General features: G+C 61.9%; 24 protein-coding genes. 15 read left to right on the top strand and 9 right to left on the bottom strand.

The genetic code is table 11. The annotated features are described in order from the left end of the window. The first annotated feature begins 140 nt into the window (after positions 1–140). From B2J77_RS05045 to pdeM, 6 genes are all read left to right on the top strand, one after another. On the top strand, positions 141–2,582 hold the full coding sequence (locus B2J77_RS05045; protein ID WP_058637959.1) for a penicillin acylase family protein: 2,442 nt from the start codon (positions 141–143) through the stop codon (positions 2,580–2,582). Positions 2,583–2,696: 114 nt separating this feature from the next. Beyond that, the gene (locus B2J77_RS05040) at positions 2,697–3,713 is read left to right on the top strand and encodes a ligase-associated DNA damage response exonuclease (protein ID WP_078478102.1); all 1,017 of its coding nucleotides are present in this window, start codon (positions 2,697–2,699) and stop codon (positions 3,711–3,713) included. Beyond that, entirely contained in the window at positions 3,710–5,368 is a 1,659-nt protein-coding gene (locus B2J77_RS05035; protein WP_058637957.1) for an ATP-dependent DNA ligase, read from the top strand. The genes B2J77_RS05040 and B2J77_RS05035 overlap by 4 nt, the downstream gene beginning before the upstream one ends. Positions 5,369–5,485: 117 nt before the next feature. Beyond that, entirely contained in the window at positions 5,486–6,601 is a 1,116-nt protein-coding gene (locus B2J77_RS05030) for a succinylglutamate desuccinylase/aspartoacylase family protein (protein WP_058637956.1), read from the top strand. A gap of 65 nt (positions 6,602–6,666) precedes the next feature. Further along, entirely contained in the window at positions 6,667–9,111 is a 2,445-nt protein-coding gene (locus tag B2J77_RS05025; protein WP_078478101.1) for a ligase-associated DNA damage response DEXH box helicase, read from the top strand. A gap of 73 nt (positions 9,112–9,184) precedes the next feature. Then, positions 9,185–9,838, top strand: coding sequence for a ligase-associated DNA damage response endonuclease PdeM (pdeM, locus tag B2J77_RS05020; RefSeq protein WP_078478100.1), 654 nt, complete (start codon positions 9,185–9,187; stop codon positions 9,836–9,838). Between the two features lie 6 nt (positions 9,839–9,844). Here the strand turns inward: pdeM and B2J77_RS05015 are convergent, their stop codons facing one another. Both B2J77_RS05015 and dcd read right to left on the bottom strand, forming a co-directional pair. Beyond that, positions 9,845–10,069, bottom strand: a complete 225-nt coding sequence (locus B2J77_RS05015; protein WP_058606055.1) for a hypothetical protein — start codon at positions 10,067–10,069, stop codon at positions 9,845–9,847. 95 nt (positions 10,070–10,164) lie between these two features. After that, positions 10,165–10,731 (bottom strand): dCTP deaminase, encoded by a 567-nt coding sequence (dcd, locus tag B2J77_RS05010; protein ID WP_023535255.1) that lies wholly within the window; start codon positions 10,729–10,731, stop codon positions 10,165–10,167. 348 nt (positions 10,732–11,079) lie between these two features. Between dcd and B2J77_RS05005 the strand changes: the two genes are divergently transcribed. Then, positions 11,080–11,289, top strand: a complete 210-nt coding sequence (locus B2J77_RS05005; RefSeq protein WP_016488765.1) for a cold-shock protein — start codon at positions 11,080–11,082, stop codon at positions 11,287–11,289. Positions 11,290–11,506: 217 nt separating this feature from the next. On the opposite strand, the gene apbC is transcribed toward B2J77_RS05005, so the two are convergent. Next, positions 11,507–12,601, bottom strand: a complete 1,095-nt coding sequence (apbC, locus tag B2J77_RS05000) for an iron-sulfur cluster carrier protein ApbC (RefSeq protein WP_058637953.1) — start codon at positions 12,599–12,601, stop codon at positions 11,507–11,509. 157 nt (positions 12,602–12,758) lie between these two features. Here apbC and metG point away from each other — a divergent pair, with 157 nt between their 5' ends. The 3 genes from metG (at position 12,759) to B2J77_RS21435 (ending at position 15,827) form a co-directional block, all read left to right on the top strand. Further along, the gene (gene metG, locus B2J77_RS04995) at positions 12,759–14,801 is read left to right on the top strand and encodes a methionine--tRNA ligase (protein ID WP_058637952.1); all 2,043 of its coding nucleotides are present in this window, start codon (positions 12,759–12,761) and stop codon (positions 14,799–14,801) included. Positions 14,802–14,909: 108 nt separating this feature from the next. Next, entirely contained in the window at positions 14,910–15,548 is a 639-nt protein-coding gene (gene nth, locus B2J77_RS04990) for an endonuclease III (RefSeq protein ID WP_078479391.1), read from the top strand. 102 nt (positions 15,549–15,650) lie between these two features. Beyond that, positions 15,651–15,827, top strand: a complete 177-nt coding sequence (locus tag B2J77_RS21435; protein ID WP_178091282.1) for a PA3496 family putative envelope integrity protein — start codon at positions 15,651–15,653, stop codon at positions 15,825–15,827. Positions 15,828–15,923: 96 nt separating this feature from the next. Here the strand turns inward: B2J77_RS21435 and B2J77_RS04985 are convergent, their stop codons facing one another. Beyond that, complete coding sequence (locus tag B2J77_RS04985; RefSeq protein WP_058637951.1) at positions 15,924–16,547, bottom strand: response regulator transcription factor; 624 nt, start codon at positions 16,545–16,547, stop codon at positions 15,924–15,926. 339 nt (positions 16,548–16,886) lie between these two features. Between B2J77_RS04985 and B2J77_RS04980 the strand changes: the two genes are divergently transcribed. Beyond that, the gene (locus B2J77_RS04980) at positions 16,887–17,345 is read left to right on the top strand and encodes a hypothetical protein (RefSeq protein WP_058637950.1); all 459 of its coding nucleotides are present in this window, start codon (positions 16,887–16,889) and stop codon (positions 17,343–17,345) included. Between the two features lie 50 nt (positions 17,346–17,395). On the opposite strand, the gene B2J77_RS04975 is transcribed toward B2J77_RS04980, so the two are convergent. After that, the gene (locus tag B2J77_RS04975; RefSeq protein WP_058606061.1) at positions 17,396–18,613 is read right to left on the bottom strand and encodes an argininosuccinate synthase; all 1,218 of its coding nucleotides are present in this window, start codon (positions 18,611–18,613) and stop codon (positions 17,396–17,398) included. A gap of 121 nt (positions 18,614–18,734) precedes the next feature. Then, positions 18,735–19,700, bottom strand: a complete 966-nt coding sequence (locus B2J77_RS04970; protein ID WP_078478099.1) for a flagellar protein MotY — start codon at positions 19,698–19,700, stop codon at positions 18,735–18,737. 129 nt (positions 19,701–19,829) lie between these two features. On the opposite strand from B2J77_RS04970, the gene pyrC reads away from it, so the two are divergent. Continuing rightward, complete coding sequence (gene pyrC / locus B2J77_RS04965; RefSeq protein WP_058639703.1) at positions 19,830–20,876, top strand: dihydroorotase; 1,047 nt, start codon at positions 19,830–19,832, stop codon at positions 20,874–20,876. Continuing rightward, a complete protein-coding gene (rnt, locus tag B2J77_RS04960; protein WP_027915348.1) occupies positions 20,873–21,541 on the top strand; it encodes a ribonuclease T in 669 nt (222 codons plus the stop codon). Before pyrC ends, rnt begins: the two co-directional genes overlap by 4 nt. A gap of 86 nt (positions 21,542–21,627) precedes the next feature. Here the strand turns inward: rnt and B2J77_RS04955 are convergent, their stop codons facing one another. Next, positions 21,628–22,230 carry a peroxiredoxin gene (locus B2J77_RS04955; RefSeq protein WP_078478098.1) on the bottom strand — a complete coding sequence of 201 codons (603 nt, stop codon included), beginning with the start codon at positions 22,228–22,230 and terminating at the stop codon, positions 21,628–21,630. 219 nt (positions 22,231–22,449) lie between these two features. On the opposite strand from B2J77_RS04955, the gene B2J77_RS04950 reads away from it, so the two are divergent. Further along, on the top strand, positions 22,450–22,668 hold the full coding sequence (locus tag B2J77_RS04950; protein WP_058639702.1) for a bacterioferritin-associated ferredoxin: 219 nt from the start codon (positions 22,450–22,452) through the stop codon (positions 22,666–22,668). Between the two features lie 198 nt (positions 22,669–22,866). After that, positions 22,867–23,340 (top strand): bacterioferritin, encoded by a 474-nt coding sequence (bfr, locus tag B2J77_RS04945; protein WP_058605176.1) that lies wholly within the window; start codon positions 22,867–22,869, stop codon positions 23,338–23,340. A gap of 53 nt (positions 23,341–23,393) precedes the next feature. Here the strand turns inward: bfr and grxD are convergent, their stop codons facing one another. Then, positions 23,394–23,729: a Grx4 family monothiol glutaredoxin gene (grxD, locus tag B2J77_RS04940; protein ID WP_023535214.1), complete on the bottom strand. Its 336-nt coding sequence runs from the start codon at positions 23,727–23,729 to the stop codon at positions 23,394–23,396. A 91-nt stretch (positions 23,730–23,820) separates the two neighbouring features. Continuing rightward, complete coding sequence (locus B2J77_RS04935) at positions 23,821–25,929, bottom strand: molybdopterin-dependent oxidoreductase (protein WP_078478097.1); 2,109 nt, start codon at positions 25,927–25,929, stop codon at positions 23,821–23,823. Positions 25,930–26,030 lie beyond the last annotated feature (101 nt).

Genomic DNA, 26,030 nt, shown 5'->3' with positions numbered 1-26,030 from the left:
AAATGGCCGACAAGGTCTTGCCACTCATCCAGCGCTGGGCCGATGTGCCGAAATAAAGCCAGGGCAGGCCTTGCACCCAGGCGGCCTGCTCACTACCTTAGCGCCTTTCCATCCCCGCTATGCCTTGCAGGAGCCTTGCCATGGCCGCCCCCGCCCTTTTCTTTTTCCGCCCGCGCGCTGCAACGGCTGCCCTGCTGCTCGGTTCACTTGGCCTGGCCGGTTGCCAGACCACTGCCCAACAGGACAGCCTGCCGCCGGCCAGCGGCGTGCAGCCGCTCAAGGGCCTGGCCCAGAACGTGTCGGTCAGGCGCAATGCCATGGGCGCTCCGCTGATTGAGAGCAGCACATTCCATGACGCGCTGTTCACCTTGGGCTACGTGCATGCCGGGGACCGGATCGAGCAAATGGTTGCCATGCGGTTGCTGGCCCAGGGGCGGCTGGCTGAAGTGGCGGGCCGCGATGCACTGGATATCGACCGTTTGATGCGCGCCGCCAACCTCAAGCAAAGCGCGGCACAGCTGTACGCCGACGCATCGCCACGGCTCAAGCGTTTCTTCGACGTCTATGCGCGCGGGGTCAACGCCTACCTGTTCCGCTACCGCGACAAGCTGCCGGCGGACCTGGCCAACAGCGGCTACCGCCCCGAATACTGGAAGCCTGAAGACTCCGCGCTGATATTCGCGTTGTATGCCTTCAGCCAGTCGGTCAACCTGCAAGAAGAGATCAGCGCCTTGACCCTGGCGCAGAAAGTCGGCAGTGACAAGCTGGCCTGGCTGCTGCCCGGCGCCGCCGACGAACCGCTGGCCGAAGGCGAAGCAGCCAAGCTCAAGGGCCTGGACCTTGCCAGTCAGTTGCCGGGGTTGTCTGCCCTGGCAGCCGCCAGCCAGAAACTGGTCGACCTTGACCTGCTGGGTAGCCCCGGTTCAGCCAACCTGGCCATCAGCCCGCAACGCAGCCGCAGCGGCAAGAGCCTGCTGGCCAGCGACAGCCGTGCAGTCTGGGCGCTGAGCCCGGTACAGATCCACACCAGCAAGTACCAGGTGGCCGGCCTGTCGCTGCCGGGCCTGCCGATCGTGCTGGCTGGCTACAACGGCCAGCTGGGATGGACCAGCAGCGCGGTGATGGCCGACAACCAGGACCTGTTCCTGGAAAAGCTGCGCCACCAAGGCAACCAGGTCAGTTACCTGGCGGACGGCAAATGGGTTGCAGCCAGGGCACACACCGAGACCTTCCTGGTGCGCGGCGAGCGCCCACAGCGCGAAGTGATGCATGACACGCGTCATGGCACGCTACTCGGCCAGCCAGGCAATGCCAGCCTGGGCATTGCCCTGAACTTGCCGCAGTTCAAAGGTGATCGCAGCCTTGATGCACTGTTCGACCTGACCCGTGCCAAGACCGTGGAGCGCGCGTTCGACAGCACCCGTGATGTCACGGCTGCTGCGCTGAACTTCGTCTTTGCCGAACCTTCGCACATTGGCTGGCAGGTGAGCGGGCGCTACCCCAACCGCCGAGAAGGCCAAGGCCTGTTGCCTTCGCCGGGATGGGATGGGCGCTATGACTGGGATGGCTATGCCGACCCCATGCTGCACCCGTACGACCAGGACCCGACCGCTGGCTGGATCGGCCACGCCAACCAGCGCAGCCTGCCGCGCGGCTACGGCATGCAGCTGTCGAGCAGCTGGTACTACCCGGAGCGTGCCGAGCGCCTGGGCCAACTCGCTGGCAATGGCCGCCTTGATGGCCGCAGCCTGATGGCATTACAGAACGATCAGGTCACCTTGTTGGCCGGCAAGCTCAAGCAGATGTTCGACGCGCCAGGTATGGCAGGCCCGCTGCAGCAGGCCATCAATGCCTTGCCCACCGATCAGCGCGACAAGGCCCGTACGGCGCTGGCCAGGCTCAAGGCATTCGATGGCCGCTTGAGCCCGGTGTCGTCCGATGCTGCGCTGTACGCCCTGTTCCTCCAGGCCGTTGCCCGTCAGACGTTCCTCGATGAACTGGGGCCGGAGTCGGGGGCGGCCTGGCAGGCATTCGTGAGCAATGCACGCCTGTCGTTCTCGGCACAGGCCGATCACCTGCTGGGCCGGGATGACAGCCCGTTCTGGGACGACCGCGGTACGCCCCAGAAGGAAGACAAACCCGCCATCCTGGCCCGCAGCCTGGTTGCGGCAATGGACACGGGCATCGCCCAACTGGGCGCCGATCGCAGCGCCTGGCAATGGGGCAAACTGCACCAATACCAATGGCCTGCACCGGCCTACCACGGGCTGGGAGATGCCATCGGCCGTCCTGCACAGCCTGCAGGCGGCGACTTCAGCACGCTCGCCTTTACCCCCTACGCCTGGGGAAGCGACTTCGTCACCCGCCTGCCGGCATCGGCGCGGCTGATCGTGGACTTCAGCCAGGCTGAACCCCTGCAGGTGCTGACCAGCAGCGGCCAGTCCGGCAACCCGGCCAGCCCGCATCATGGGGATGGCCTCGATGCCTGGTTCAAGGGCCGCTTCGCGGTCATGCCGCTTGCGCCCCAGCACTTCGCACGTGCCTATGGCACCCAGCGCCTGACCCTGATACCGGGCAAGTAGAAAAGGTCCGCGGCGTGCAGCAGCTGCGATGGTCAAGGGCTGAACAAACCACCGGTCGAACTTCCCTTGGCCGCTGCGGCTCCTAACTGGTAACTCCCTACCAGTGCGTGTGCCATGGACCTCGTCATCGCTCGACCCGAAGGCCTGTACTGTCCGCCCGGCGATTTCTACATCGATCCCTGGCGGCCGGTAGACCGCGCCGTGATCACCCACGGCCACGGTGACCACTCGCGTTCCGGCAATCGCCATTACCTCACCGCAGACCCCGGCGCCGGTATCCTGCGCAGCCGCCTGGGCATGGACATCAACTTGCAGACCCTGCCTTACGGCGAGCGCCTGTTGCACCACGGCGTGACCCTGAGCCTGCACCCTGCCGGGCATGTGCTGGGATCGGCACAGGTGCGCCTGGAATATCAGGGCGAGGTCTGGGTGGCGTCGGGCGACTACAAGGTCGAGCCAGACGGCACCTGCGCGCCCTTCGAGCCAGTGCGCTGCCATACCTTCATCACCGAATCGACGTTTGGCCTGCCCATCTACCGCTGGCCGACCCAGGCGGATGTGTTCGCCGGCATCAATGCCTGGTGGCGGGCCAACAGCGAACAGGGCACGGCCAGCGTGCTGTTCTGCTACGCCTTCGGCAAGGCGCAGCGCATCTTGCATGGCCTGGACCCCAGCATTGGCGCGATCCTGGTGCACGGTGCCGTCGAGCCGCTGAACAGGGTGTATCGCGAAGCGGGGGTGTACCTGCCCGAAACCCGCTATGCCGGCGACATTGCACGCAACGATCCGCTGTTGCGCACGGCCCTGGTGATGGCCCCGCCGTCCGCTGGCGGCAGCAGCTGGATGCGGCGCTTCGGCGATTACAGCGACGCGTTCGCCAGTGGCTGGATGCTGCTGCGCGGCACCCGGCGCAGACGCGGTGTGGACAAAGGCTTCGTGCTCTCGGACCACGCCGATTGGCCTGGGCTGCTGTGGGCCATCGGCCAGACGGGCGCCGAACGGGTCATGGTCACCCACGGATCGGTGGGCGTGCTGGTGCGCTACCTGAATGAACAGGGGCTCGACGCCCGCGCATTCGTCACCGAATACGGTGAGGAAGATGACGCCACAGCCGGGGAGAAGGGCGCATGAAAGCCTTCGCCGAACTGTACTTGCGCCTCGATGGCACCACCTCCAGCAATGCCAAGCTTCAGGCCCTGCGCGAATACTTCGCCAGCGCACCGGCCCAGGACGCCGCCTGGGCGGTGTATTTCCTGGCGGGTGGGCGCCCGCGTCAACTGGTGCCCACCCGAGTATTGCGCGAACTGGCCGGCGCGATGGCAGGGTTGCCGGACTGGCTGTTCGAGGAAAGCTACCAGGCGGTGGGCGATCTGGCCGAGACCATTTCGCTGTTGTTGCCCGACACCCAGCAGGGCGATGACGAAGGTCTGGCGCATTGGGTCGAAACCTACCTGCTGCCGTTGCGCGGCCTGCCCCCGGAGGAACTTCAGCAACGTCTGCCACCTCTGTGGGCACGGCTGGATCGCCCCAGCCTGATGCTGTGCCTGAAGCTGATCACCGGCAGTTTCCGCGTCGGCGTATCGAAACTGCTGGTCACACGCGCCCTGGCTCAGTTGGCGGAGCTGGACGCCAAACGGGTAGCCCAGCGGTTGGTCGGGTATACCGACATCAGCCACCGGCCAACCGCCGAGCGCTACCTTCAACTGATAGCGCCCGAATCTGCCGACGAGCATAGTCAGCGTGGCGGGCAGCCCTATCCCTTCTTTCTCGCGCACCCCCTACAGGCCCCGGTCGAACAGTTCGATACGCTGCTCGGGCCGCCCAGCGCGTGGCAAATCGAATGGAAGTGGGATGGCATCCGGGCACAGGTGGTCAAGCGCGACGGGCAGCTGTGGGTATGGTCGCGCGGTGAGGAGCTGGTCACCGAACGTTTTCCCGAGTTGCAGAGCCTGGCCCAGACCCTGCCCGATGGCGTGGTGCTCGATGGCGAGATCCTGGTCTGGAAAGCGAGCGATGCCAAGGCAGAGGCGTCCGTTCAGCCCTTCGCCCTGCTGCAGCAACGCCTGGGTCGCAAGACCTTGGGCAAGAAACTGTTGAGTGATGCCCCAGTGGTGTTGCAGGCCTATGACTTGCTGGAATGGCAAGGCGAGGACTGGCGCAGTCGCCCGCAGCATGAGCGGCGCGCGCAGCTCGAACGTGTGCTCGAAGCCTGCCCACTTGCGCCTGTACTGCTCTCCCCGCTGCTGCAAGGGCCCGACTGGGCGGACCTTGCCCGGCAGCGGGAGCAGTCACGCAGCCTGGGCGTGGAAGGCATGATGCTCAAGCAGCGCGAGGCACTGTATGGCGTTGGCCGCACCAAGGACATGGGCACCTGGTGGAAGTGGAAGATCGATCCGTTCAGCGTCGACGCCGTGCTGATCTACGCCCAGCGTGGCCACGGACGGCGCGCCAGCCTGTACAGCGACTACACCTTCGCAGTCTGGGACGGCCCTGCCGGCACCCCGGACCGCACGTTGATCCCCTTCGCCAAGGCCTATTCCGGCCTGACCGACGAGGAGATGCGCAAGGTCGATGCCATCGTGCGCAAGACCACCCAGGAAACCTTCGGCCCCGTGCGCAGCGTAACGCCCACGCTGGTGTTCGAGTTGGGCTTTGAAGGCATTGCTCTGTCCAAGCGCCACAAGAGCGGCATCGCCGTGCGCTTTCCACGCATGTTGCGCTGGCGCCTGGACAAGCCTGTCGAGGAGGCCGACGACCTGGCGACCTTACAGGCCTTGCTGGCCTGATCAGGGATCACAGGCAGCTGTGAGGGGCTGGCGTGAGGCGCTGGCAGCGAAATTGTGCTTTCATCTGAAGGCTCAGCCCGTGCTCCAGACCGTTCCAGCCCCGTATTCAGGACCATCATGCACCACTCGACCCACGACATCCTCTCCCCTGTTCCGGGGGTAACCCGCCAACTGCACAGCTTCCACTTCGGGCCACGCGGTGGCCGCAAGGTGTACATCCAGGCCTCGCTGCATGCTGACGAATTGCCCGGCATGCTAGTGGCCTGGCACCTCAAGCGCCAGTTGCTGGAGCTGGACCAGCAAGGCCGCCTGCAGTGCGAGGTCATCCTGGTGCCGGTTGCCAACCCGGTAGGCCTTGAGCAGGTGCTGCTCGACGCCCCGCTGGGCCGGTTCGAGTTGCAAAGTGGCGAGAACTTCAACCGCAATTTCGTCGACCTGTCAGACAGCATCGGTGACCAGGTCGAGGCCCACCTGACCCAAGACCCGCTCCACAATCAGGCCCTGATCCGCGAATACCTGCGCCGTGGCCTGGATGCTCATCCGGCGCGTACTCCACTGCAAGCGCAGCGCCTGATCCTGCAGCGCCTGGCGTGCGATGCCGACCTGGTCCTGGACCTGCACTGCGACTTCGACGCTGTCGAACATCTCTATACCACCCCGGACGCCTGGCCGCAGTTCGAGCCCTTGGCCCGTTACCTGGGTGCCCAGGCCAGTCTATTGGCGACCGATTCGGGCGGGCAGTCTTTCGACGAGTGCTTCAGCCTGCTGTGGTGGCAACTGCAACAGCGCTTTGGCAAACGCTTCCCCATCCCGGCGGGCACGTGTTCAGTCACCCTCGAATTGCGCGGCCAGGCGGATGTGAGCCACGACTTGGCGCGCCAGGACTGCCAGGCCATTCTCGACTTCCTGACCCATGCCGGCGTGATACAGGGCCATGCCCCTGCCCTGCCGCCCTTGCGCTGGCCAGCCACGCCACTGGCTGCCGTGGAGCCGATCACGGCCGCTGCGGGCGGGTTGCTGGTGTACCACGCCAAGCCAGGGCAGTACCTGGAGGCAGGACAACTGATTGCCGAGGTCATCGACCCGCTCAGTGATCGCGTCATGCCCTTGCGCAACAGCCAGCCTGGCCTGCTGTATGCGCGCAGCGTGCGGCGCATGGCCACGGCAGGCATGGTGATCGCCCATGTTGCCGGCGAGCAGGTGTGCCGCAGCGGCAATCTGTTGGCCAACTGACAAGTAAACCAATGCCTTGCAGCGGTGGTCTCTAGAAGCACAGCCTTCGAGGGACTGCCCGCCTGATGCCCGCCGCCACCGATCTTGCCAATGCCTGGTTCGCCCAACGCGGCTGGAAGCCGTTCGCTTTCCAGCGCAAGGTGTGGGCCGCCGTCGAGCGTGGGGAGTCGGGCCTGCTCTATGCCAACACTGGCGCTGGCAAGACGTATGCGGTCTGGCTGGCGGCACTGCGGGCGTTCAAGGCCCAGGCCCAGGGGCGCCACGCGGCGCCGCTCCAGGTCATCTGGATCACCCCCATGCGCGCCCTGGCCGCTGATACGGCACGAGCGCTGCAGGCGCCCATCGACGAGATGGGCTTGCCCTGGAGCGTTGGCGTGCGCAGCGGCGATACCGGCAGCGCCGAGCGCGCACGCCAGGCCCGGCGCATGCCCAGCGTGCTGGTCACCACACCTGAAAGCCTGACCCTGCTACTGACAAGGGCACAGGCCAGCAATGACTTCGCGACGCTGCGCATGGTGGTGGTGGATGAGTGGCATGAACTGCTCGGCAACAAGCGGGGGGTTCAGCTGCAACTGGCGTTGGCCCGCCTTCGGCGTTGGCACCCTGGCCTGCCGACCTGGGGGCTGTCGGCCACCCTCGGCAACCTGCAACATGCCTTGGACGTGTTGCTGCCCCAAGGTGGTCAGCTGGTCCGCGGGCGCCAGGACAAGGTGCTGCAGGTCGATACCCTGGTGCCTGAGCACATCGAGCGCTTCCCATGGGCAGGGCACATCGGCCTGAAGATGTTGAAGCAGGTGAGCCGGGAAATCGACGCCAGCAGCAGTTGCCTGGTGTTCACCAACACCCGGGCGCAGGCCGAGCTCTGGTACCAGGCCCTGCTCGAAGAGCGCCCCGACTGGGCGGGCCTGATCGCGCTACATCACGCCAGCCTGGCACGTGACACCCGCGACTGGGTCGAACGCAGCCTCAAGGAGGGCACGCTCAAAGCCGTCGTCTGTACATCGAGCCTGGACCTGGGCGTGGACTTTCTGCCGGTCGAGCGCGTCCTGCAGATCGGTTCGGCCAAAGGAATCGCCCGGTTGATGCAGCGCGCAGGCCGCTCAGGGCATGCGCCTGGACGGCGCTCGCGTATCACCCTGGTGCCCACCCACAGCCTGGAGCTGGTGGAAGCCGCCGCCATGCGCCAGGCCCTGGCGGCCGGCCACCTGGAGGGACGCCGGTCACCGCGCCTGTGCATGGATGTACTGGTCCAGCACCTGGTCAGCATGGCCCTGGGCAGCGGGTTCGAGCCGCAGCAACTGCTCGCTGAAGTGCGCAGCACCTGGGCCTTCGCCGACCTGCGTGACAGCCAGTGGCAATGGGCACTGGACTTCGTTTGCCATGGCGGCAGCTCGCTCAGCGCCTACCCCGATTATCAACGTGTTGAAATGCACCCAGACGGCTTATACCGGGTCGCCAGTGAGCGCCTGGCGCGCCGCCATCGCATGGGCATCGGCACCATCGTCAGTGACGCCTCGCTGCACCTGAAGTACTGGAGCAAAGGCGGTGGCGGCAAGAACCTGGGCAGCGTGGAAGAAGCGTTCATCTCACGCTTGAGACCCGGGGACACATTCGTCTTCGCCGGCCGCGTGCTGGAGCTGGTTCGCGTGGAAAACATGACCGCTTATGTGCGCCGCAGCAACGCGCGCAAGGCGGCGGTGGCCCGCTGGAACGGCGGGCGCATGCCACTTTCCAGCGAACTGGCAGATGCTGTGGTCCAGCAACTTGACGCCGCAGCGCACGGTCGCTTCGACAGCCCTGAAATGCGCGCAGTAAGGCCGTTGCTCACGGTACAAGCCCAGTGGTCGGCGCTGCCGACGACAGGGACGCTGCTGGCAGAGACATTCAAATCCAGGCAGGGCTGGCACCTGTTCGTGTACCCGTTTGCCGGGCGCATGGCCAACATGGGGTTGGCCAACCTGATCGCCTGGCGTGTCAGCCGTGAGCAACCGCTGTCGGTTTCCATCGCCGTCAACGACTACGGCTTCGAGCTGCTAAGCCCTGGGCCGGTGGATTGGGCCAGCTACCTGCCCCAGGCGTTGAGTACCGAAAATCTTCTGGAGGATGTGCTTGCCAGCCTCAATGCCGGGGAAATGGCGCTGCGCCGGTTCCGGGAAATCGCCCAGATCGCTGGGCTGGTGTTCGGTGGCTATCCTGCGGCGCAAAAGAGCATGCGCCAGATCCAGGCCTCGAGCGGGTTGTTCTACGAGGTGTTCCGCAAGCACGACGCAGGCAACCTGCTGCTGGGCCAGGCACGTGATGAGGTACTTAGCGAGGAGTTGGAAATCGATCGGCTTCGGGCCCAGTTGCTGAAACTGACCGACCTCAGGCTGGACTTGCGTGTGATGGAGCGCACCGGGCCGCTGGCGTTCGCGCTACTGGTCGAAGGGCTGCGTGAAACCCTCAGCACGGAAAAACTGGCAGACCGCATCGCGCGGATGGTAGCGGAATTGGAGAGCATTGCAGGTTGAACCAGATAACGATCAGACGCATTCATGGGGTAGCGGTCATATCGCTGGCCATCGACGGCCTGGCGATCCCCACATGACGACACATTGCGCCATCGAACTGGCCGGGCAGAAACTCTGGCTGCTGCCGGACAAAGCCGTGTATTGGCCAGCCCGCAAGACGTTGCTGCTGGCCGATGTGCACATCGGCAAGGCGGCGAGCTACAGGGCCTTGCACCAACCCGTTCCCAGAGGCACTACCGAAGCCACGTTGGCCCGGCTCGACACACTGCTGGCCGAGCATGACTGCGAGCAACTGATCGTGCTCGGTGATTTCCTGCATGCCCGGACTGCGCGGGCGCCGGCTACGCTGGCCCGGGTGCAAGCCTGGCGGGAGCGTCATCCGGAGTTGAGCATCGTGCTGATACGCGGCAACCATGACCGCAACGCAGGCGATCCACCTGTTGAGCTGGGGATCGACGTGGTAGACGAACCTTATGTAGTGGGGCCGTTCGCCCTGCAACACGAACCCAAGGCGCATCCGGCACTCACGGTGCTTTCAGGGCACGTCCACCCGGTCTTCGTGCTGCGCGGCAGGGCTCGCCAGCGGCTGCGCCTACCGTGCTTTCTGATCGACGAAAAAGTCAGCCTGCTGCCAGCTTTCGGAGAATTCACAGGCGGTTGGGAGATCGAGCCCGCCGGCACCAGCCAGGTCTATCTGGCCGGTGCCGGCCGGGTGTGGCCGCTATGAAATGAATCAGGCCACAGGCGCCGGAGGCGGCTCATCGGGAAGGGTGGGCTCGCCGGGCTCCATAGGCGTATCACCCGGCTGGCCAGGCTGCGGCGTGTCCGGGTCAGGCTGCCCTGGCACACCGCCGGCATGCAGCGGCAATGGGTCAGCCAACAGCGACCAGGACAGCAGCCCGATGTGATTGGGCTGCAAGCCAGCCAACTTCGCACTGATCGTTGGGTGGAGTTTCATTGGCACCTCCTGACAACAGCCGACCCGCTTTATGCAAATCGGCAGGGTTACCCCTTGGAGCGTCAAAAGCCGATGAAATTCCCGACGCCTGTCGGTCAGGTGCGTGGCAGGGTGACGCCACGTTGGCCCTGGTACTTGCCGCCGCGGTCCCGGTAGGACACTTCACAAGGCTCGTCCGATTGCAGGAACAGCATCTGCGCCACCCCTTCGTTGGCGTAGATCTTGGCCGGCAACGTAGTGGTGTTGGAGAACTCCAGCGTCACGTGGCCTTCCCATTCGGGCTCGAGCGGGGTCACGTTGACGATGATGCCGCAACGCGCATAGGTGCTCTTGCCCAGGCAGATGGTCAGCACGTCGCGCGGGATGCGGAAGTACTCCACGGTGCGCGCCAGTGCAAAGGAGTTGGGCGGGATGATGCACACGTCGCTCTTGATGTCGACGAAGCTGCCGGCATCGAAGTTCTTCGGGTCGACGGTGGCCGAGTTGATATTGGTGAAGACCTTGAATTCGTCGGCGCAGCGCACGTCGTAGCCGTAGCTGGAAACACCGAAAGAGATGACCCGGTTATCCTGTTCGCCACGCACCTGGCGCTCCACGAACGGCTCGATCATGCCGTGTTCCTGCGCCATGCGGCGAATCCACTTGTCCGATTTGATGCTCATGGCGGGATGTCCTGAAGAGTCTGCAAGGTAAAGATAGACGCGCATCTTACCGGTCCCGGCGCGGTCTTCAAAGTTCCATCCAGCGTTTGCCGCCCGCCGCGGCTACAGTGCCCGCGAGGCGTGGCTTGCAGCCGCCGTCGATCTCTTTTCGGGGAAAGCGGCGTCTGGCCATTGGCAGCTTGGGCAAAGTGGGGTAAGGTGTTGCCACTGTGCTGCACGTGACACCGAGAATCTCTAGTTTGATGCACGATCCTGATCGGCCCATCGCTGAATTTTCTGCTCTCTTTGCGCTCAGTCCCGGGCAGGGTTTTTCCTGACCGAAATCAAATTGTCCAAGGAGACAGAAAAATGTCCAATCGTCAAAGCGGTACCGTCAAGTGGTTCAACGATGAGAAAGGCTACGGCTTCATCACCCCTCAGTCGGGCGACGACCTGTTCGTGCACTTCAAAGCCATCCAAGCTGACGGCTTCAAAACCCTGAAAGAAGGCCAGGCTGTTACTTTCGTCGCTACCCGCGGCCAGAAAGGCATGCAGGCTGAAGAAGTTCAGATCGCCTAAGTCGATCGAGCTTTCTAGCTTTCAAAAAAAACCCGCTTCGGCGGGTTTTTTTATGCCTGCTACTCAGTCAGCAGGCGCCAGGGCGCGCTGACCATGGTCAAGGATCGCCCGTTGAACAGATACGCGCCTGGCCTCCTCTGAGCACGACCTGTCAGCACGAGCGGCTCACCGAGCCGCCCTCTGGTCTTGATCTGAAAGGCTGCGGTACTACAGCCGACTAGTCTTCGCTGATGGTGATGCTCGGCATCGCTGGCGCTGCCGCCTCACGCAGTACGATACGTGCCCCCACCTTGCGCGCCAGCTCCTGGTACACCATGGCGATCTGGCTCTCAGGCTCGGCGATGGCCGTAGGCTTGCCGTTGTCGGCCTGCTCGCGGATCAACATCGAAAGCGGCAACGACGCCAGCAGATCGACGCCGTACTGGCTGGCCAGTTTCTCACCGCCACCCTCGCCGAACAGGTGCTCAGCGTGGCCGCAGTTCGAACAGATGTGTACAGCCATGTTCTCGACCACGCCTAACACCGGGATGTTGACCTTGCGGAACATTTCCACGCCTTTTCTGGCATCGAGCAGCGCCAGGTCCTGGGGCGTGGTCACGATGACCGAACCTGCCACCGGCACTTTCTGCGCCAGCGTCAGCTGGATATCGCCGGTGCCAGGCGGCATGTCGATGACCAGGTAATCGAGATCATTCCAGGCCGTCTGGGTTACCAACTGCAGCAGCGCCCCCGAGACCATGGGGCCGCGCCACACCATCGGGGTATTGTCATCGGTCAGGAATGCCATCGACATCACTTCGACCCCATGGGCCTGGATAGGCACGAACCATTTCTGATCACGAATCTGCGGCCGCGTACCTTCGGCGATGCCGAACATCACGCCTTGGCTGGGGCCGTAGATATCCGCATCGAGGATGCCTACGCGCGCACCCTCACGGGCCAGTGCAAGCGCCAGGTTGGCGGCGGTGGTGGATTTGCCCACGCCGCCCTTGCCCGATGCCACGGCGATGACGTTCTTGACGTTGGCCATGCCGGGCACTTGGGCCTGGCCCTTGTGGGCCGCGATCACGCACTCGATGCTCACCTGTGCGCGGGTCACACCCTCAAGGTTACCGATCGCCGTTTCCAGCACCTGCGCCCAGCCCTGCTTGAACAGGCCTGCGGCATAGCCGAGCTGCATCTGTACGCTGACACACCCATCCTGGATTTCGATGGCACTCACGCAACCGGCAGTGACCGGATCCTGGTCGAGATAGGGGTCGGTGTACTGGCGAAGCACGCCTTCGATGGCGGCGCGATTGAGGGCACTCATGGACACTCCCATTGGCAAACTGAATGTAAAACAAGCGCCTATCCTAACCCGTCAATCGTCAGCAGATGCGTGCGCGGGGTGAAATATATTCGTCAGCCCTTTATAGTGGCCGATCATCCTCATTTTCACCCGTCGCCAGATAAGTAGCCGAGCCACCATGTCCGAGCCACGTCAGATTCTCGTCACCAGCGCCCTGCCCTATGCCAATGGATCCATCCATCTTGGCCATATGCTCGAGTACATCCAGACAGACATGTGGGTCCGCTTTCAAAAGCTGCGCGGCAATCAGTGCATCTATGTCTGTGCCGATGATGCGCACGGCTCGGCCATCATGCTGCGAGCCGAAAAGGAAGGCATCACGCCAGAGCAACTGATCGCCAACGTACAGGCCGAGCACAGCGCCGACTTTGCCGATTTCCTGGTGGACTTCGATAATTTCCACTCCACCCACAGCGAAGAAAACCGCGAGCTGTCGGGCATGATCTATACCCGGCTGCGCGAGGCGGGGCATATCTCCACTCGCTCGGTGACCCAATACTTCGACCCTGAAAAGGGCATGTTCCTGGCAGACCGCTTCATCAAGGGCACGTGCCCGAAGTGCGCGGCCGAAGACCAGTATGGCGACAACTGCGAAAAATGCGGCGCGACCTATGCACCGACCGAATTGAAAGACCCCAAGTCTGCTATTTCAGGGGCTACACCGGTGCTGCGCGACTCCCAGCACTTCTTCTTCAAGCTGCCCGACTTCCAGGCCATGCTCCAGCAGTGGACGCGCAGCGGCACGTTGCAGGACGCCGTGGCCAACAAGCTCGCCGAATGGCTGGATGCCGGTCTGCAGGAGTGGGACATCTCCCGGGACGCGCCTTATTTCGGTTTCGAGATCCCTGGCGAGCCTGGCAAGTACTTCTACGTCTGGCTGGACGCGCCGATCGGCTACATGGCGAGCTTCAAGAACCTGTGCGCGCGTCGCCCGGACCTGAACTTCGATGCCTTCTGGAACCAGGGCTCCAGCGCTGAGCTTTACCACTTCATCGGCAAGGACATCGTCAATTTCCACGCCCTGTTCTGGCCCGCCATGCTCGAAGGCGCTGGCTTGCGCAAGCCGACCGCGGTCAACGTGCACGGCTACCTCACCGTCAACGGTGCGAAGATGTCCAAGTCGCGGGGCACGTTTATCAAGGCCCGTACCTACCTCGACCATTTGCAACCCGAATACCTGCGTTACTACTATGCCGCCAAACTCGGTCGCGGGGTCGATGACCTGGACCTGAATCTTGAGGACTTTGTGCAGAAGGTTAACTCCGACCTGGTGGGCAAGGTGGTCAACATCGCCAGCCGGTGTGCCGGGTTCATCCATAAAGGCAACGACGGCGTGATGGTGGCCGGTGATGCAGCTCCAGAGCTGACCGAAGCCTTCCTGGCAGCTGCACCGTCCATTGCCGAGGCCTACGAGGGCCGAGACTTCGCACGCGCCATGCGTGAGATCATGGCACTGGCCGACCGCGCCAATGCCTGGATTGCCGAAAAAGCGCCTTGGTCGCTGGCCAAGCAGGAAGGCAGGCAAGACGAGGTGCAAGCCATCTGCGCCCAGGGCATCAACCTGTTCCGTCAGTTGGTGATCTTCCTCAAGCCTGTGCTGCCAGTGCTTGCGGCCGATGCCGAGGCCTTCCTGAATGTGGCCCCCTTGACCTGGGACGATCACCGTTCGCGCCTGGAAAATCACTCACTCAACCCGTTCAAGGCCCTGCTCAGCCGCATTGAACCTGCCAAGGTGCAAGACATGATCGCGGCCAGCAAGGAGGACCTGTTGGCCGCCGAGGAGCCCAAGGCACCTGTGGGTAATGGCGAGCTGCACAAGGACCCGCTGTCGGCGGAAGTCGACTTCGACACCTTTGCCGCTGTCGACCTGCGCGTGGCACTGATCGTCAAGGCCGAGGCCGTACCGGGTGCTGACAAGCTGCTGCAGTTGACCCTGGACATCGGTGATGAGCGCCGCAACGTCTTCTCCGGCATCAAGTCAGCCTACCCTGACCCCGCTCAGCTCGAAGGCCGGCTGACCATGATGGTCGCCAACCTCAAGCCACGTAAAATGCGCTTTGGGGTTTCCGAGGGAATGGTGATGGCCGCCGGCCCTGGCGGTGAAGAAATCTACCTGCTCAGCCCCGACAGCGGCGCCAAGCCCGGTCAGCGCATCAAGTGACCCACAAGCGGGACCTGCATCAGGCCCCGCCTTGCGACGATGGCGCGCAGCCACGGGCTGCTGCGCCTTGCCTGCCTTGCTCACGTTCTCCAGGAACGCTACGAATTCATGAATGCCGTCAAACGTCGAGAAATCTTCCGTCGACTGCACGAAGACAACCCGACACCCAAAACCGAGCTGGCTTACACCACACCCTTCGAGCTGTTGGTAGCCGTGACCCTTTCCGCGCAATCCACCGATGTAGGTGTGAACAAGGCCACAGCGCGGCTTTTTCCAGTTGCCAACACCCCTGAGGCTATCTACGCGCTCGGAGTCGACGGACTGAGCCAGTACATCAAGACCATTGGGCTCTACAACAGCAAGGCCAAGAACGTCATCGAGGCCTGTCGCCTACTCATTGAGCGGCATGACGGGCAGGTGCCGGACACGCGCGAGGCCCTCGAAGCCTTGCCGGGCGTTGGCCGCAAGACAGCCAACGTAGTGCTCAATACGGCATTTCGCCAACCGGCGATGGCAGTGGATACCCATATCTTCCGCGTCAGCAATCGCACGGGCATTGCTCCGGGCAAGACGGTGCTGGAGGTGGAAAAAAAGCTGCTCAAGTTCGTCCCCAAGGATTACTTGCTCGACGCACACCATTGGTTGATCCTGCACGGACGCTATGTATGTCAGGCCCGCAAGCCCAGGTGCGGCAGCTGCCGAATCGAGGACCTGTGTGAATTCAAGCACAAGACCAGTTATGATTGAGGCAATAGTAGAAAGATTGCGCTTCGATTGAAAAAATCTTTTTTACCAGCGCCCACTTTATGGTTATAAGGTCGGCCATTGGCCCTTGCCGTGGAGCGACTCATGAGCACTGATAAAGACGACCTCACGATTGAAGATGATTTTGTGACCGCTGAAGAAGAAGTCGAGCCGCAAGTAGAACCGGCGAAAACCAATCTGAGCAAGCGTCGCACCATCGACAATCTGCTGGAAGAACGTCGACTGCAAAGGCAACTGGCCGATTTCGATTACGATCTCTAGGAGGTGCTGGCTGGCGGGCCTCCGAAAGACCCGCTCCCTCTCCGTTCAGGCCTCGAATTCGGTGCAGAGCCCTCCTGCAGGAGGCTCTGCATACCGTCAGTTCAACCCGTGTCGCTGTGCCAGTTCGATCAAGTCCACCAATGACCGCGCGTTGAGTTTGAGCAGCAACCGAGATTTGTAAGTACTGACCGTCTTGTTGCTCAGGTACATGCTGTCGGCGATTTCCTTATTCGACCGGCCCCGCGCCAATTGCTGAAGCACTGTCATCTCCCTTGCCGAAAGGCGGTTGACCATTTCCGCTTCACTGCCGCCGCTGCGCCCTCGCGAGGCGTGCAGCGCCTGGTTGGGGAAGTAGCTATAGCCCGACAACACCGCCTTGATCGCGCTGAGCAGTTCGGTCAGTTCCTGTTGCTTGCACACGTACCCTGCCGCCCCTGCCTGCATGCACCGCATCGAGAAGTTGCCGGGTGCCTGGGAGGTCAGTACCAGTACTTTGCTGCATGGGCTTGAACTGGCCATGCGGGCTATGACTTCGAGGCCGTCGAGCTTGGGTATGCCGATGTCCAGCACGACGATATCGGGAAGATGTTGCCGTGTCAGTTGCAGCGCGGCCACTCCGTTGTCCGTTTCAGCGACGACATCGTACCCATGCCGCTCCATCAGCATGCGTACGGCCAGACGTATCACAGGGTGATCATCCACGATAAGCACTTTGTTCATGCGATATCCATTCATTGCTGTTGCATTGGCAGGCCACGATAACCGAGAGAAGAACTCATGGCGCGGCGTTTTCGCCTAGAAACGGACGTACAGACACGGCTTACTAAACTTACGGAAGTTTCCTACACACAAGATGAAGAGTTGTTACAAGCTAATTAATAAAAGCGGATAAGAACTCCCTTAGAGGGCAACTCCCGACAACTTTTACATCAAACACTGACACCGTGGTCGTGACGCTTGAAGCGCTTGGCAGGCGCAGGCCCGGCATGGGAAACAGTGCAGGGTTTAGCTGAGCAAGGACCTAGGTTATAGATGTACGAAAGCGCAGGAGAAGGCTCCATGAATCAAGCACAACCCGTTGCTCCGCTGACAATCGTCGCTATCTTTGCGGGCATAATCGAAGCCTCCGCCCTGGCTACCTTGCCCTTTCTCAGCGAAGCCAGCCAGACGCTGTATACATGGTTTCTGGTTGGGTTTCCCTTCTTCCTGACCGCCCTGTTCTTCTTGACGCTGAACTTCAATTACAAGTCTTTCTATACGCCTGCTGGATCGCGTATCGAATCAGTGGACAGTGCGCAGAGCGCACGGAAGATCACGTCCACGACCCTGCCAACCGCAAGCGCAATCGTGCACGGCGAGCCGGTGACCTTCATGTTCAGCGGGCCAGAGGCAAATCAGTTGATGGAAAAGGAGGTATTGCAAGCGCTCGCCCAAGCGCCTGAGCCGGCTCGCACCTGGCAGTTCTGCAATGTGCCAAGAGGGCAATGTGTCCGGCTTTCAGTCAGCCCCCTCGAGTAAAGGCAAAAAACCCGGCACTAGGCCGGGTTTTTGCAGAACGGCGTGCTGAATCAGAGCAACGAGCGGCCCTTGTTCGCAGCGATACGCATACGCAGCGCATTGAGCTTGATGAAGCCCGCCGCGTCTTCCTGGTTGTAGGCACCGCCGTCTTCTTCGAAGGTGGCGATGTTGGCATCGAACAACGAATCGTCGGATTTGCGGCCGACCACGGTAACGTTGCCCTTGTAGAGCTTCAGGCGTACGACACCGTTCACATTGACCTGGGACGCGTCGATCATCTGCTGGAGCATGACCCGCTCCGGGCTCCACCAGTAACCGGTGTAGATCAGGCTGGCGTACTTGGGCATCAGCTCGTCTTTGAGGTGAGCGACTTCGCGGTCCAGGGTGATCGATTCGATGGCGCGGTGCGCCTTGAGCATAATGGTGCCGCCAGGGGTCTCGTAGCAGCCACGCGACTTCATGCCCACGTAGCGGTTTTCGACGATGTCCAGTCGACCGATGCCGTTGGCGCCGCCGATACGGTTCAGATCGGCCAGCACGGTGGCCGGGCTCTTCTCTACGCCGTCAATTGCGACGATGTCGCCGTTGCGGTAGGTCAGCTCAAGGTAGGTTGCCTGGTCTGGGGCGTTTTCGGGCGAAACGCTCCAACGCCACATGTCTTCTTCATGCTCGGTCCAGGTATCTTCCAGGACGCCGCCTTCATAGGAGATGTGCAGCAGGTTGGCGTCCATCGAGTACGGCGACTTCTTCTTGCCATGACGCTCGATCGGGATACCGTGCTTTTCGGCGTAGTCCATCAGTTTCTCGCGCGAGAGCAGGTCCCATTCACGCCATGGCGCGATGACCTTGACGCCGGGCTTGAGGGCATAGGCGCCCAGTTCGAAACGAACCTGGTCGTTGCCTTTGCCGGTAGCGCCGTGGGAGATGGCGTCGGCACCGGTTTCGTTGGCGATTTCGATCAGACGCTTGGCGATCAGCGGACGGGCAATGGAAGTACCCAGCAGGTACTCGCCCTCATACACGGTGTTGGCGCGGAACATCGGGAATACGAAATCGCGCACGAATTCTTCGCGCAAATCGTCGATGTAGATTTCTTTGACGCCCATTGCCTGAGCCTTGGCACGCGCCGGCTCGACCTCTTCACCCTGCCCCAGGTCGGCGGTGAACGTCACCACTTCGCAGTTGTAGGTATCTTGCAGCCACTTGAGAATCACCGAAGTATCAAGGCCGCCGGAATACGCCAGTACGACCTTTTTTACGTCCGCCATGCCATCACTCCACGGGGTTGTACGGAAAAGGCCCGATTCTAACGGCGTTGAGGCTCAATTTATAGAGGCGCGACAGCTTCTGACGACAAAGCGACAAGAATTGTCGATGGCGCGACGGCCGCTACTTTGCAGTGGCGGGTTTGTCCGGGACCGACTTGGTGGCACTTGCAGCCTGCGCCGGGGCAGCGGAGGCAGCGGGGGCCTCGACCGCCTTTTGCGTGGGCTGCGCCTGGGCAGGGCCTCGCTCAAGTTCGATGTTGACCCGCCGGTTACGGGCGCGATTGCCGGCGCTGTTGTTCTTGACCAGCGGATAACGCTCGCCGTGGAAACGCACGGTTATCTGGCTTTCAGGCACGCCGTGGGCCATGAGGTAATCGGCGACCGCTAGTGCTCGCCGGCGGGACAGGTCGCGGTTGGTCAACCGATTGCCGCTGTTGTCGGAATGCCCGTCCAAGGCCACCTGATTGACGCTGGGGTCGGCCTTCATGTATTCGAGCAGCACATCGAGGCGGGTCTTGGCCGCCTGATCCAGCACGATGCCGCCACCGGGGAAGCCCACCTGGGTCTGACGCACCTGGTCGTAGTTCATCGGCAACAGCTTGCTGGCGCAGGCCTGGTAGTCACTGTAGGCCTTGGCGAAACTGACCGGCAGCACGCGCACTTCCATTGCCCGCCCGCCCTCCCCGGCGAAGTTGCGCACCACGGCGCTGCGGCCATCGAGCAGGCCGTTGATCAAGCGGCTGGCCTGGCCTTGGGAGGAGTTGAACAGCACGCCGGTACGTGCCATGCGCACATTGCCCAGGTTGATGTCCCCGCGCCCAGGTTGCCAGGGCGCTGCAGCAGCCAGCAAGGTGGCACCGCCGGCACCCATCGCATTGGTTTGTGAGCGCAGGCGGAACACCGGTTGCTCACCGGCACGGCGTACGAACTCACCGCTTCCGAAACCGTCTATCGGCTGGGTCAGCCGGCATTCGAACGCGTCACCCTCCACCGTCCAGGCAATGCGCTCCATGCGTGTCTGAAACGTCAAGGCACCGGCCGGCACGCTGGCAAACACGATAAACAGGGCTAGGTAACGCTGGCGCACGGCGGGCTCCACATAATTCGACACTCACCTTTACAGTATCGGGCGGCCGCGGGAAAACTTGATACCTGTGCTCTGGAGGGGCTTTTCCGGTAGCATTACGGCTTGAGTTCGACCCGCCTGGAATCCTCAATGTCCGATCGCCTGACCCTTCTGCGCCCCGACGACTGGCACATCCATCTGCGTGATGGTGCCGTCCTGCCTCACACCGTTAGTGATGTGGCGCGCACCTTCGCCCGTGCCATCATCATGCCCAACCTGGTGCCGCCGGTGCGCAATGCCGCCGAAGCCGGGGCCTATCGTGACCGTATTCTGGCTGCTCGCCCGGCTGGCAGTCGGTTTGAGCCGTTGATGGTACTGTATCTCACCGACCGCACCACCCCACAAGACATCCGAGATGCCAAGGCTAGCGGTATCGTGCACGCCGCCAAGCTCTACCCGGCAGGCGCCACCACCAATTCCGATTCTGGCGTGACCAGCATCGACAATATTTTCCCGGCTATCGAGGCGCTGGCTGAAGTCGGCATGCCATTGCTGGTGCACGGCGAAGTCACGCGCAGCGAGATCGACGTGTTCGACCGTGAAAAGCGCTTCATCGACGAGCATATGCGCCGCCTGGTCGAGCGCTTCCCCTCGCTCAAGGTGGTCTTCGAGCACATTACCACCAGCGATGCGGCCCAGTTCGTGACCGAGGCTTCGGCCAACGTTGGCGCCACCATCACCGCGCAGCACTTGCTGTACAACCGCAACCATATGCTGGTGGGCGGCATACGGCCGCATTTCTATTGCCTGCCCATCCTCAAGCGCAACACGCATCAGGTGGCGTTGCTCGACGCCGCCACCAGCGGCAACCCGAAGTTCTTCCTCGGCACCGACTCGGCTCCCCACGCCCGCCACGCCAAGGAAGCGGCGTGTGGATGCGCTGGCTGCTACACCGCCTATGCGGCCATCGAGCTCTATGCAGAGGCGTTCGAACAGCGCAACGCTCTGGACAAGCTCGAAGGCTTTGCCAGCCTGCACGGTCCTGCTTTCTACGGCTTGCCAGCCAACACCGACACCATCACCCTGGTTCGTGATCAATGGACGGCCCCAGAAAGCCTGCCCTTCGGTGAGCAAACCGTGATTCCGCTTCGCGCCGGGGAAACACTGCGCTGGCGCCTGCTGGAGGAACACGCGTGAGCGAAGACCTGTACGAAGATGAACTTGAATCCTCTGGCAGCGGTGGTCACCGTCACCCGATGGCCGAACGCTTTCGGGGTTACCTGCCCGTGGTGGTGGATGTGGAGACGGGTGGTTTCAATAGCGCCACCGACGCCTTGCTGGAAATTGCTGCCGTCACCATTGGCATGGACGAAAAGGGTTTTCTGTTCCCCGAACATACCTATTTTCACCGGGTAGAGCCCTTCGAAGGCGCCAACATCGAGGCCGCGGCGCTGGAGTTCACCGGCATCAAACTCGACCACCCGCTGCGCATGGCGGTGAGCGAGGAAACGGCCCTGACGGATATCTTCCGAGGCATCCGCAAGGCGCTCAAGGCCAATGGTTGCAAGCGCGCCATCCTGGTGGGCCACAACAGCAGTTTCGACCTGGGTTTCCTTAACGCGGCGGTAGCGCGCAACGACCTCAAGCGTAACCCGTTCCACCCGTTCTCGAGCTTCGACACGGCCACCCTGGCAGGGCTCGCCTATGGGCAGACCGTGCTGGCTCGCGCCTGCCAGAGCGCTGACATCGATTTCGATGGTCGCGAGGCGCACTCGGCACGCTACGACACCGAAAAAACGGCTGAGCTGTTCTGCGGTATCGTCAACCGCTGGAAAGACATGGGCGGCTGGCGACAGGATTGATCCGCGCGTTTCAGCGCTAAAGCCAGCCCGTGCGGCTGGCAAAAAAAACCGGCCATGAAGGCCGGTTTTTTTTGCTCGACGCGGGCTTACAGCTTGCCGGCGTTCTCGCTCAGGTAGGCAGCAACGCCTTCTGGCGATGCGTTCATGCCCTTGTCGCCTTTTTTCCAGTTGGCAGGGCAGACTTCGCCGTGCTCTTCGTGGAACTGCAGGGCGTCGACCAGGCGCAGCAGCTCGTCCATGTTACGGCCCAGCGGCAGGTCGTTGATGATCTGCGAGCGCACGACACCGTTGGTGTCGATCAGGAAGGCGCCACGGAAGGCCACGCCGCCTTCGGACTCTACGTCGTAGGCCTTGCAGATTTCGTGGGTCATGTCGGCAGCCAGGGTGTACTTGACCGGGCCGATGCCGCCGTTGTTGACGGGGGTGTTGCGCCATGCGTTGTGGGTGAAGTGCGAATCGATCGATACGCCGATCACTTCCACGTTGCGCGCCTGGAAGTCAGGAATGCGATTGTCCAGAGCAATCAGCTCGGACGGGCAGACGAAGGTGAAGTCCAGCGGGTAGAAGAACACCAGGCCGTACTTGCCCTTGATGGCCGAGGCCAGGTTGAAGCTTTCGACGATCTCGCCGCTGCCCAGTACGGCAGGTACGGTGAAATCGGGGGCTTTCTTGCCAACGAGTACGCTCATTGTTATCTCCTGATGTGAGTGAAGAACCATTGCCAGGCCGAGTCGCCGACCCGACATGCAACAAAGGTTGACCATCATACACAGGTTACGGTGGCAGGCCGAATGCTGAGCGCGCGACCGTTGGTCACCCGGGGCGAATGCCTTCTGAAACCACTTTGACAAGCATTCTCATTCACATTAAGCTCCAACCCATCGAACCCGCCAGCGATGGTCAGCCCTATGTATGTGTGTCTTTGTGTCGGCGTCACCGATGGACAGATCCGCGATGCGATCTATGAAGGATGCTGCAGCTACAAGGAAGTCCGAGCCGCCACCGGTGTCGCCAGCCAGTGTGGCAAGTGCGCCTGCCTGGCCAAGGAAGTGGTGCGCGAAACACTGACCAAACTTCAGGTCAGCCAGGCCGCCCTGCCCTATCCAGTGGAATTTACCGCTGCCTGATATACGGAATGACGAAAACCGGACCCTGTGTCCGGTTTTTTTTCGCCTTAATTCAACAAGTTAGCGTACCAACGCGGTTCACAAACATTCTTATTCCTATTAATTTTCATTTATTATTCAATTACTTAGGTTTGACAGGCTTGGTCATCAGGCTCAAACTTCCCTGTATTGGCACACTTCGACAGGGCAGGAACCCCAATGAAAGGCGACATCAGCGTCATCCAGCATCTCAACAAGATCCTCGGAAACGAGCTGGTCGCAATCAACCAGTATTTCCTGCATGCGCGCATGTACGAAGATTGGGGCCTGAACAAACTCGGCAAGCACGAGTACAAAGAATCGATCGACGAAATGAAGCACGCTGACAAACTGATCAAGCGTATTCTGTTTCTCGAAGGTATTCCCAATGTTCAGGACCTGGGCAAGCTGCTGATCGGCGAGCACACCAAGGAGATGCTCGAATGCGACCTGCGCATCGAGCAGAAAGGCCTGATCGACCTGAAGGCGGCCATTGCCCACTGCGAAACAGCAGGTGACTTTGGTTCGCGTGACGTCCTGGAAGATATCCTGGAGTCCGAAGAAGAGCATATCGACTGGTTGGAAACCCAGCTGGGCTTGATCGACAAGATCGGTATCGAAAATTACCTGCAGTCGCAGATGGGCGAAGAATAAGACGCCCAACCCAAAAAAACCCGCCAATGGCGGGTTTTTTTATAAGCGCATTTTTACGCTTCGGCAGCCTTCGCCTTGGCGGCGGCATCCTTGATCAGGGTCTGCAGCTCACCCTTTTCGAACATTTCCAGCACGATGTCGCTACCGCCGACCAGCTCACCACCGACCCACAGCTGGGGGAAGGTTGGCCAGTTGGCATATTTGGGCAGGTTGGCGCGAATTTCCGGGTTCTGCAGGATGTCGACGTAGGCGAACTTCTCGCCGCAACCCATCACTGCCTGGGAGGCACGGGCCGAAAAGCCGCACTGCGGCGCATTCGGCGAGCCCTTCATGTAAAGCAGAATGGTGTTGTTGGCAATCTGCTCTTTGATCGTTTCGATGATATCCATGTAGCACCTCGGCTTGACTTTCCGACACGGGCGTCGGCACGGTGACGCATTGTAACGGAAAGCCGAGCTGCATGCTCGGCCTTGCCAAAGCTCAAGCGGCTTCCACGTGCACTGGAACGCCATTGAGCGCAGCATTGCCGCAGACCGAGTCGCGCAGCAGCTCGTCAGTGAGATCGTTGGCGCTGACGCCGGGCTGTGCCTGGGCGGTCTGAAGGCGCACACCGTGACGACCATGCCCGAAGCCATGGGGCAGGCTTACCACCCCTGGCATCATGCTTTCGCACGCCTGTACCTGCACCTGCACCGCCCCTGCTCGCGAGCTGACCCTGACCTGCTGGCCATCCTGCAGTTGGCGCTGGCGCAGGTCATCGGGGTGCATCAACAAGTGATGGCGCGGTTTCCCTTTGACCAGCCTGTGATAGTTGTGCATCCAGGAGTTGTTGCTGCGTACGTGACGCCGCCCTATGAGCAGCAGTTGCCCGGTTTCTGGCGGCGCCTGCCGGGCCAGGCGCTGCAGGTCATCGAGCAGCACACGCGGCGCTGCCTCGACGGTTTTGCTCGCCGTGCCCAGGCGATGGGCAAGGTTGGCCTGCAAGGGGCCCAGGTCCAACCCATGAGGGTGTGCATCGAGGGTTTCGAGTGACAGCTGCCAGGGCGTCGCCTGTCCATAACGCCCGCTGCGCAGGGCTTTGTCGATCATCTGCGCCGGCGCTACGGTCGGCGGCAGTTCACGTCCGGCACGGCGCGCATACGCCTTGGCCAGGCCGACGAAGATTTCCCAGTCGTGCAGGGCGCCCTCGGGCTTGGGCAGAATCGCTCGGTTGAACCGGCTCACATTGCGGACCGCCAGCAGGTTGAAGGTGGTGTCGTAGTGATCGTTTTCCAGGGCTGAAGTCGATGGCAGGATCAGATCAGCATGGCGCGTGGTTTCGTTGATGTACAGGTCGATACAGAGCATGAAGTCGAGCGCCGACAGTGCCCTGTCCAATTGCCGCCCGTTGGGCGTCGACAGCACGGGATTGCCCGCGACCGTGACCAGGGCGCGGACCTGCCCCTCACCTGGGGTCAGCATCTCCTCGGCAAGCGCCGCCACCGGCAGTTCTCCGGCGTACTCTGGCAGGCCCGAGACCCGACTCTGCCAGGCGTTGAAGTGGCCACCCGAGGTGCTCGCCACCACGTCCACCGCAGGTTCGGTACACAGTGTCCCGCCCTTGCGATCAAGGTTACCGGTGACCAGGTTGATCAGTTGCACCAGCCAGTGACAGAGCGTGCCGAACACTTGGGTCGATACCCCCATACGCCCGTAACACACCGCCTTGTCGGCGGCGGCGAAATCACGCGCCAACTGGCGAATGGCCTGCGCCGGGATGCCGCACAGGCCGCTCATGGCCTCGGCCGTCATGGGGGTCAGGGCGGCGCGGACATCGGCCAGCCCTGTCATCGGCAGATGCGAGCCGCGTGTCAGGCCCTCCTCGAACAGGGTGTTGAGCAGCCCACACAACAAGGCCGCGTCGCCGCCCGGCCGAATGAATAAATGGTTGTCTGCGATGACCGCAGTTTCAGTGCGCCGCGGATCGATCACCACCAGACGTCCGCCCCTGGCCTGCAAGGCCTTGAGACGTTTTTCCACATCGGGAACCGTCATGATGCTGCCGTTCGAGGCCAAGGGGTTGCCGCCTAGCACCAGCATGAAATCGGTGTGGTCGATGTCCGGAATCGGCAGGAGCAGCCCATGGCCATACATCAGGTGGCTGACCAGGTGCTGGGGCAGTTGGTCCACAGATGTGGCGGAATAGCGATTGCGGGTCTTCAACAGCCCTAAAAAGTAGTTGCCATGGGTCATCAACCCATAGTTGTGCACACTCGGGTTGCCTTGATACACGGCAACCGCATTATTGCCGTGGGCCTGCTGCACGCGCCAAAGGCGCTCGGCGGCCAGCTCAAATGCCTCCTCCCAGCCAATCGCCTGCCACTGGTCGCCCACGCGCCGGTGGGGTTGGCGCAGCCGGTCAGGATCATTCTGGATATCCTGCAGTGCCACCGCCTTGGGGCAGACATGGCCGCGGCTGAAGGGGTCCTGAGGATCGCCTTTGATGGACTCGATCCGGGCAGGTTCGCCAGGCGAGTGGCTCAGCACGATGTTCAAACCACAAATGGCTTCACACAGGTGGCAAGCACGGTGGTGCAGGGTACGGGTCATGGCCGCATGCCTCATTGTCTTGATGGCTCGACTATGAACTCAGCCTTGTACAGGAGCCAGCGTGCTTCGCGGTGTGAATTGGTCTTTATCACTCATACAGC

Origin of the sequence: Pseudomonas parafulva (assembly GCF_002021815.1) — a bacterium.
Lineage (GTDB): Bacteria > Pseudomonadota > Gammaproteobacteria > Pseudomonadales > Pseudomonadaceae > Aquipseudomonas > Aquipseudomonas parafulva_B.
This window is presented reverse-complemented; position numbering and strand designations above follow the sequence as displayed.

Excerpts from the sequence above, each read along its gene's own strand:
- B2J77_RS05045 (WP_058637959.1), top strand. The coding sequence starts at position 141 with ATGGCCGCCCCCGCCCTTTTCTTTTTCCGCCCGCGCGCTGCAACGGCT.
- B2J77_RS05040 (WP_078478102.1), top strand. The coding sequence starts at position 2,697 with ATGGACCTCGTCATCGCTCGACCCGAAGGCCTGTACTGTCCGCCCGGC.
- B2J77_RS05035 (WP_058637957.1), top strand. The coding sequence starts at position 3,710 with ATGAAAGCCTTCGCCGAACTGTACTTGCGCCTCGATGGCACCACCTCC.
- B2J77_RS05030 (WP_058637956.1), top strand. The coding sequence starts at position 5,486 with ATGCACCACTCGACCCACGACATCCTCTCCCCTGTTCCGGGGGTAACC.
- B2J77_RS05025 (WP_078478101.1), top strand. The coding sequence starts at position 6,667 with ATGCCCGCCGCCACCGATCTTGCCAATGCCTGGTTCGCCCAACGCGGC.
- pdeM (WP_078478100.1), top strand. The coding sequence starts at position 9,185 with ATGACGACACATTGCGCCATCGAACTGGCCGGGCAGAAACTCTGGCTG.
- B2J77_RS05015 (WP_058606055.1), bottom strand. The coding sequence starts at position 10,069 with ATGAAACTCCACCCAACGATCAGTGCGAAGTTGGCTGGCTTGCAGCCC.
- dcd (WP_023535255.1), bottom strand. The coding sequence starts at position 10,731 with ATGAGCATCAAATCGGACAAGTGGATTCGCCGCATGGCGCAGGAACAC.
- B2J77_RS05005 (WP_016488765.1), top strand. The coding sequence starts at position 11,080 with ATGTCCAATCGTCAAAGCGGTACCGTCAAGTGGTTCAACGATGAGAAA.
- apbC (WP_058637953.1), bottom strand. The coding sequence starts at position 12,601 with ATGAGTGCCCTCAATCGCGCCGCCATCGAAGGCGTGCTTCGCCAGTAC.
- metG (WP_058637952.1), top strand. The coding sequence starts at position 12,759 with ATGTCCGAGCCACGTCAGATTCTCGTCACCAGCGCCCTGCCCTATGCC.
- nth (WP_078479391.1), top strand. The coding sequence starts at position 14,910 with ATGAATGCCGTCAAACGTCGAGAAATCTTCCGTCGACTGCACGAAGAC.
- B2J77_RS21435 (WP_178091282.1), top strand. The coding sequence starts at position 15,651 with ATGAGCACTGATAAAGACGACCTCACGATTGAAGATGATTTTGTGACC.
- B2J77_RS04985 (WP_058637951.1), bottom strand. The coding sequence starts at position 16,547 with ATGAACAAAGTGCTTATCGTGGATGATCACCCTGTGATACGTCTGGCC.
- B2J77_RS04980 (WP_058637950.1), top strand. The coding sequence starts at position 16,887 with ATGAATCAAGCACAACCCGTTGCTCCGCTGACAATCGTCGCTATCTTT.
- B2J77_RS04975 (WP_058606061.1), bottom strand. The coding sequence starts at position 18,613 with ATGGCGGACGTAAAAAAGGTCGTACTGGCGTATTCCGGCGGCCTTGAT.
- pyrC (WP_058639703.1), top strand. The coding sequence starts at position 19,830 with ATGTCCGATCGCCTGACCCTTCTGCGCCCCGACGACTGGCACATCCAT.
- B2J77_RS04955 (WP_078478098.1), bottom strand. The coding sequence starts at position 22,230 with ATGAGCGTACTCGTTGGCAAGAAAGCCCCCGATTTCACCGTACCTGCC.
- B2J77_RS04950 (WP_058639702.1), top strand. The coding sequence starts at position 22,450 with ATGTATGTGTGTCTTTGTGTCGGCGTCACCGATGGACAGATCCGCGAT.
- bfr (WP_058605176.1), top strand. The coding sequence starts at position 22,867 with ATGAAAGGCGACATCAGCGTCATCCAGCATCTCAACAAGATCCTCGGA.
- grxD (WP_023535214.1), bottom strand. The coding sequence starts at position 23,729 with ATGGATATCATCGAAACGATCAAAGAGCAGATTGCCAACAACACCATT.
- B2J77_RS04935 (WP_078478097.1), bottom strand. The coding sequence starts at position 25,929 with ATGACCCGTACCCTGCACCACCGTGCTTGCCACCTGTGTGAAGCCATT.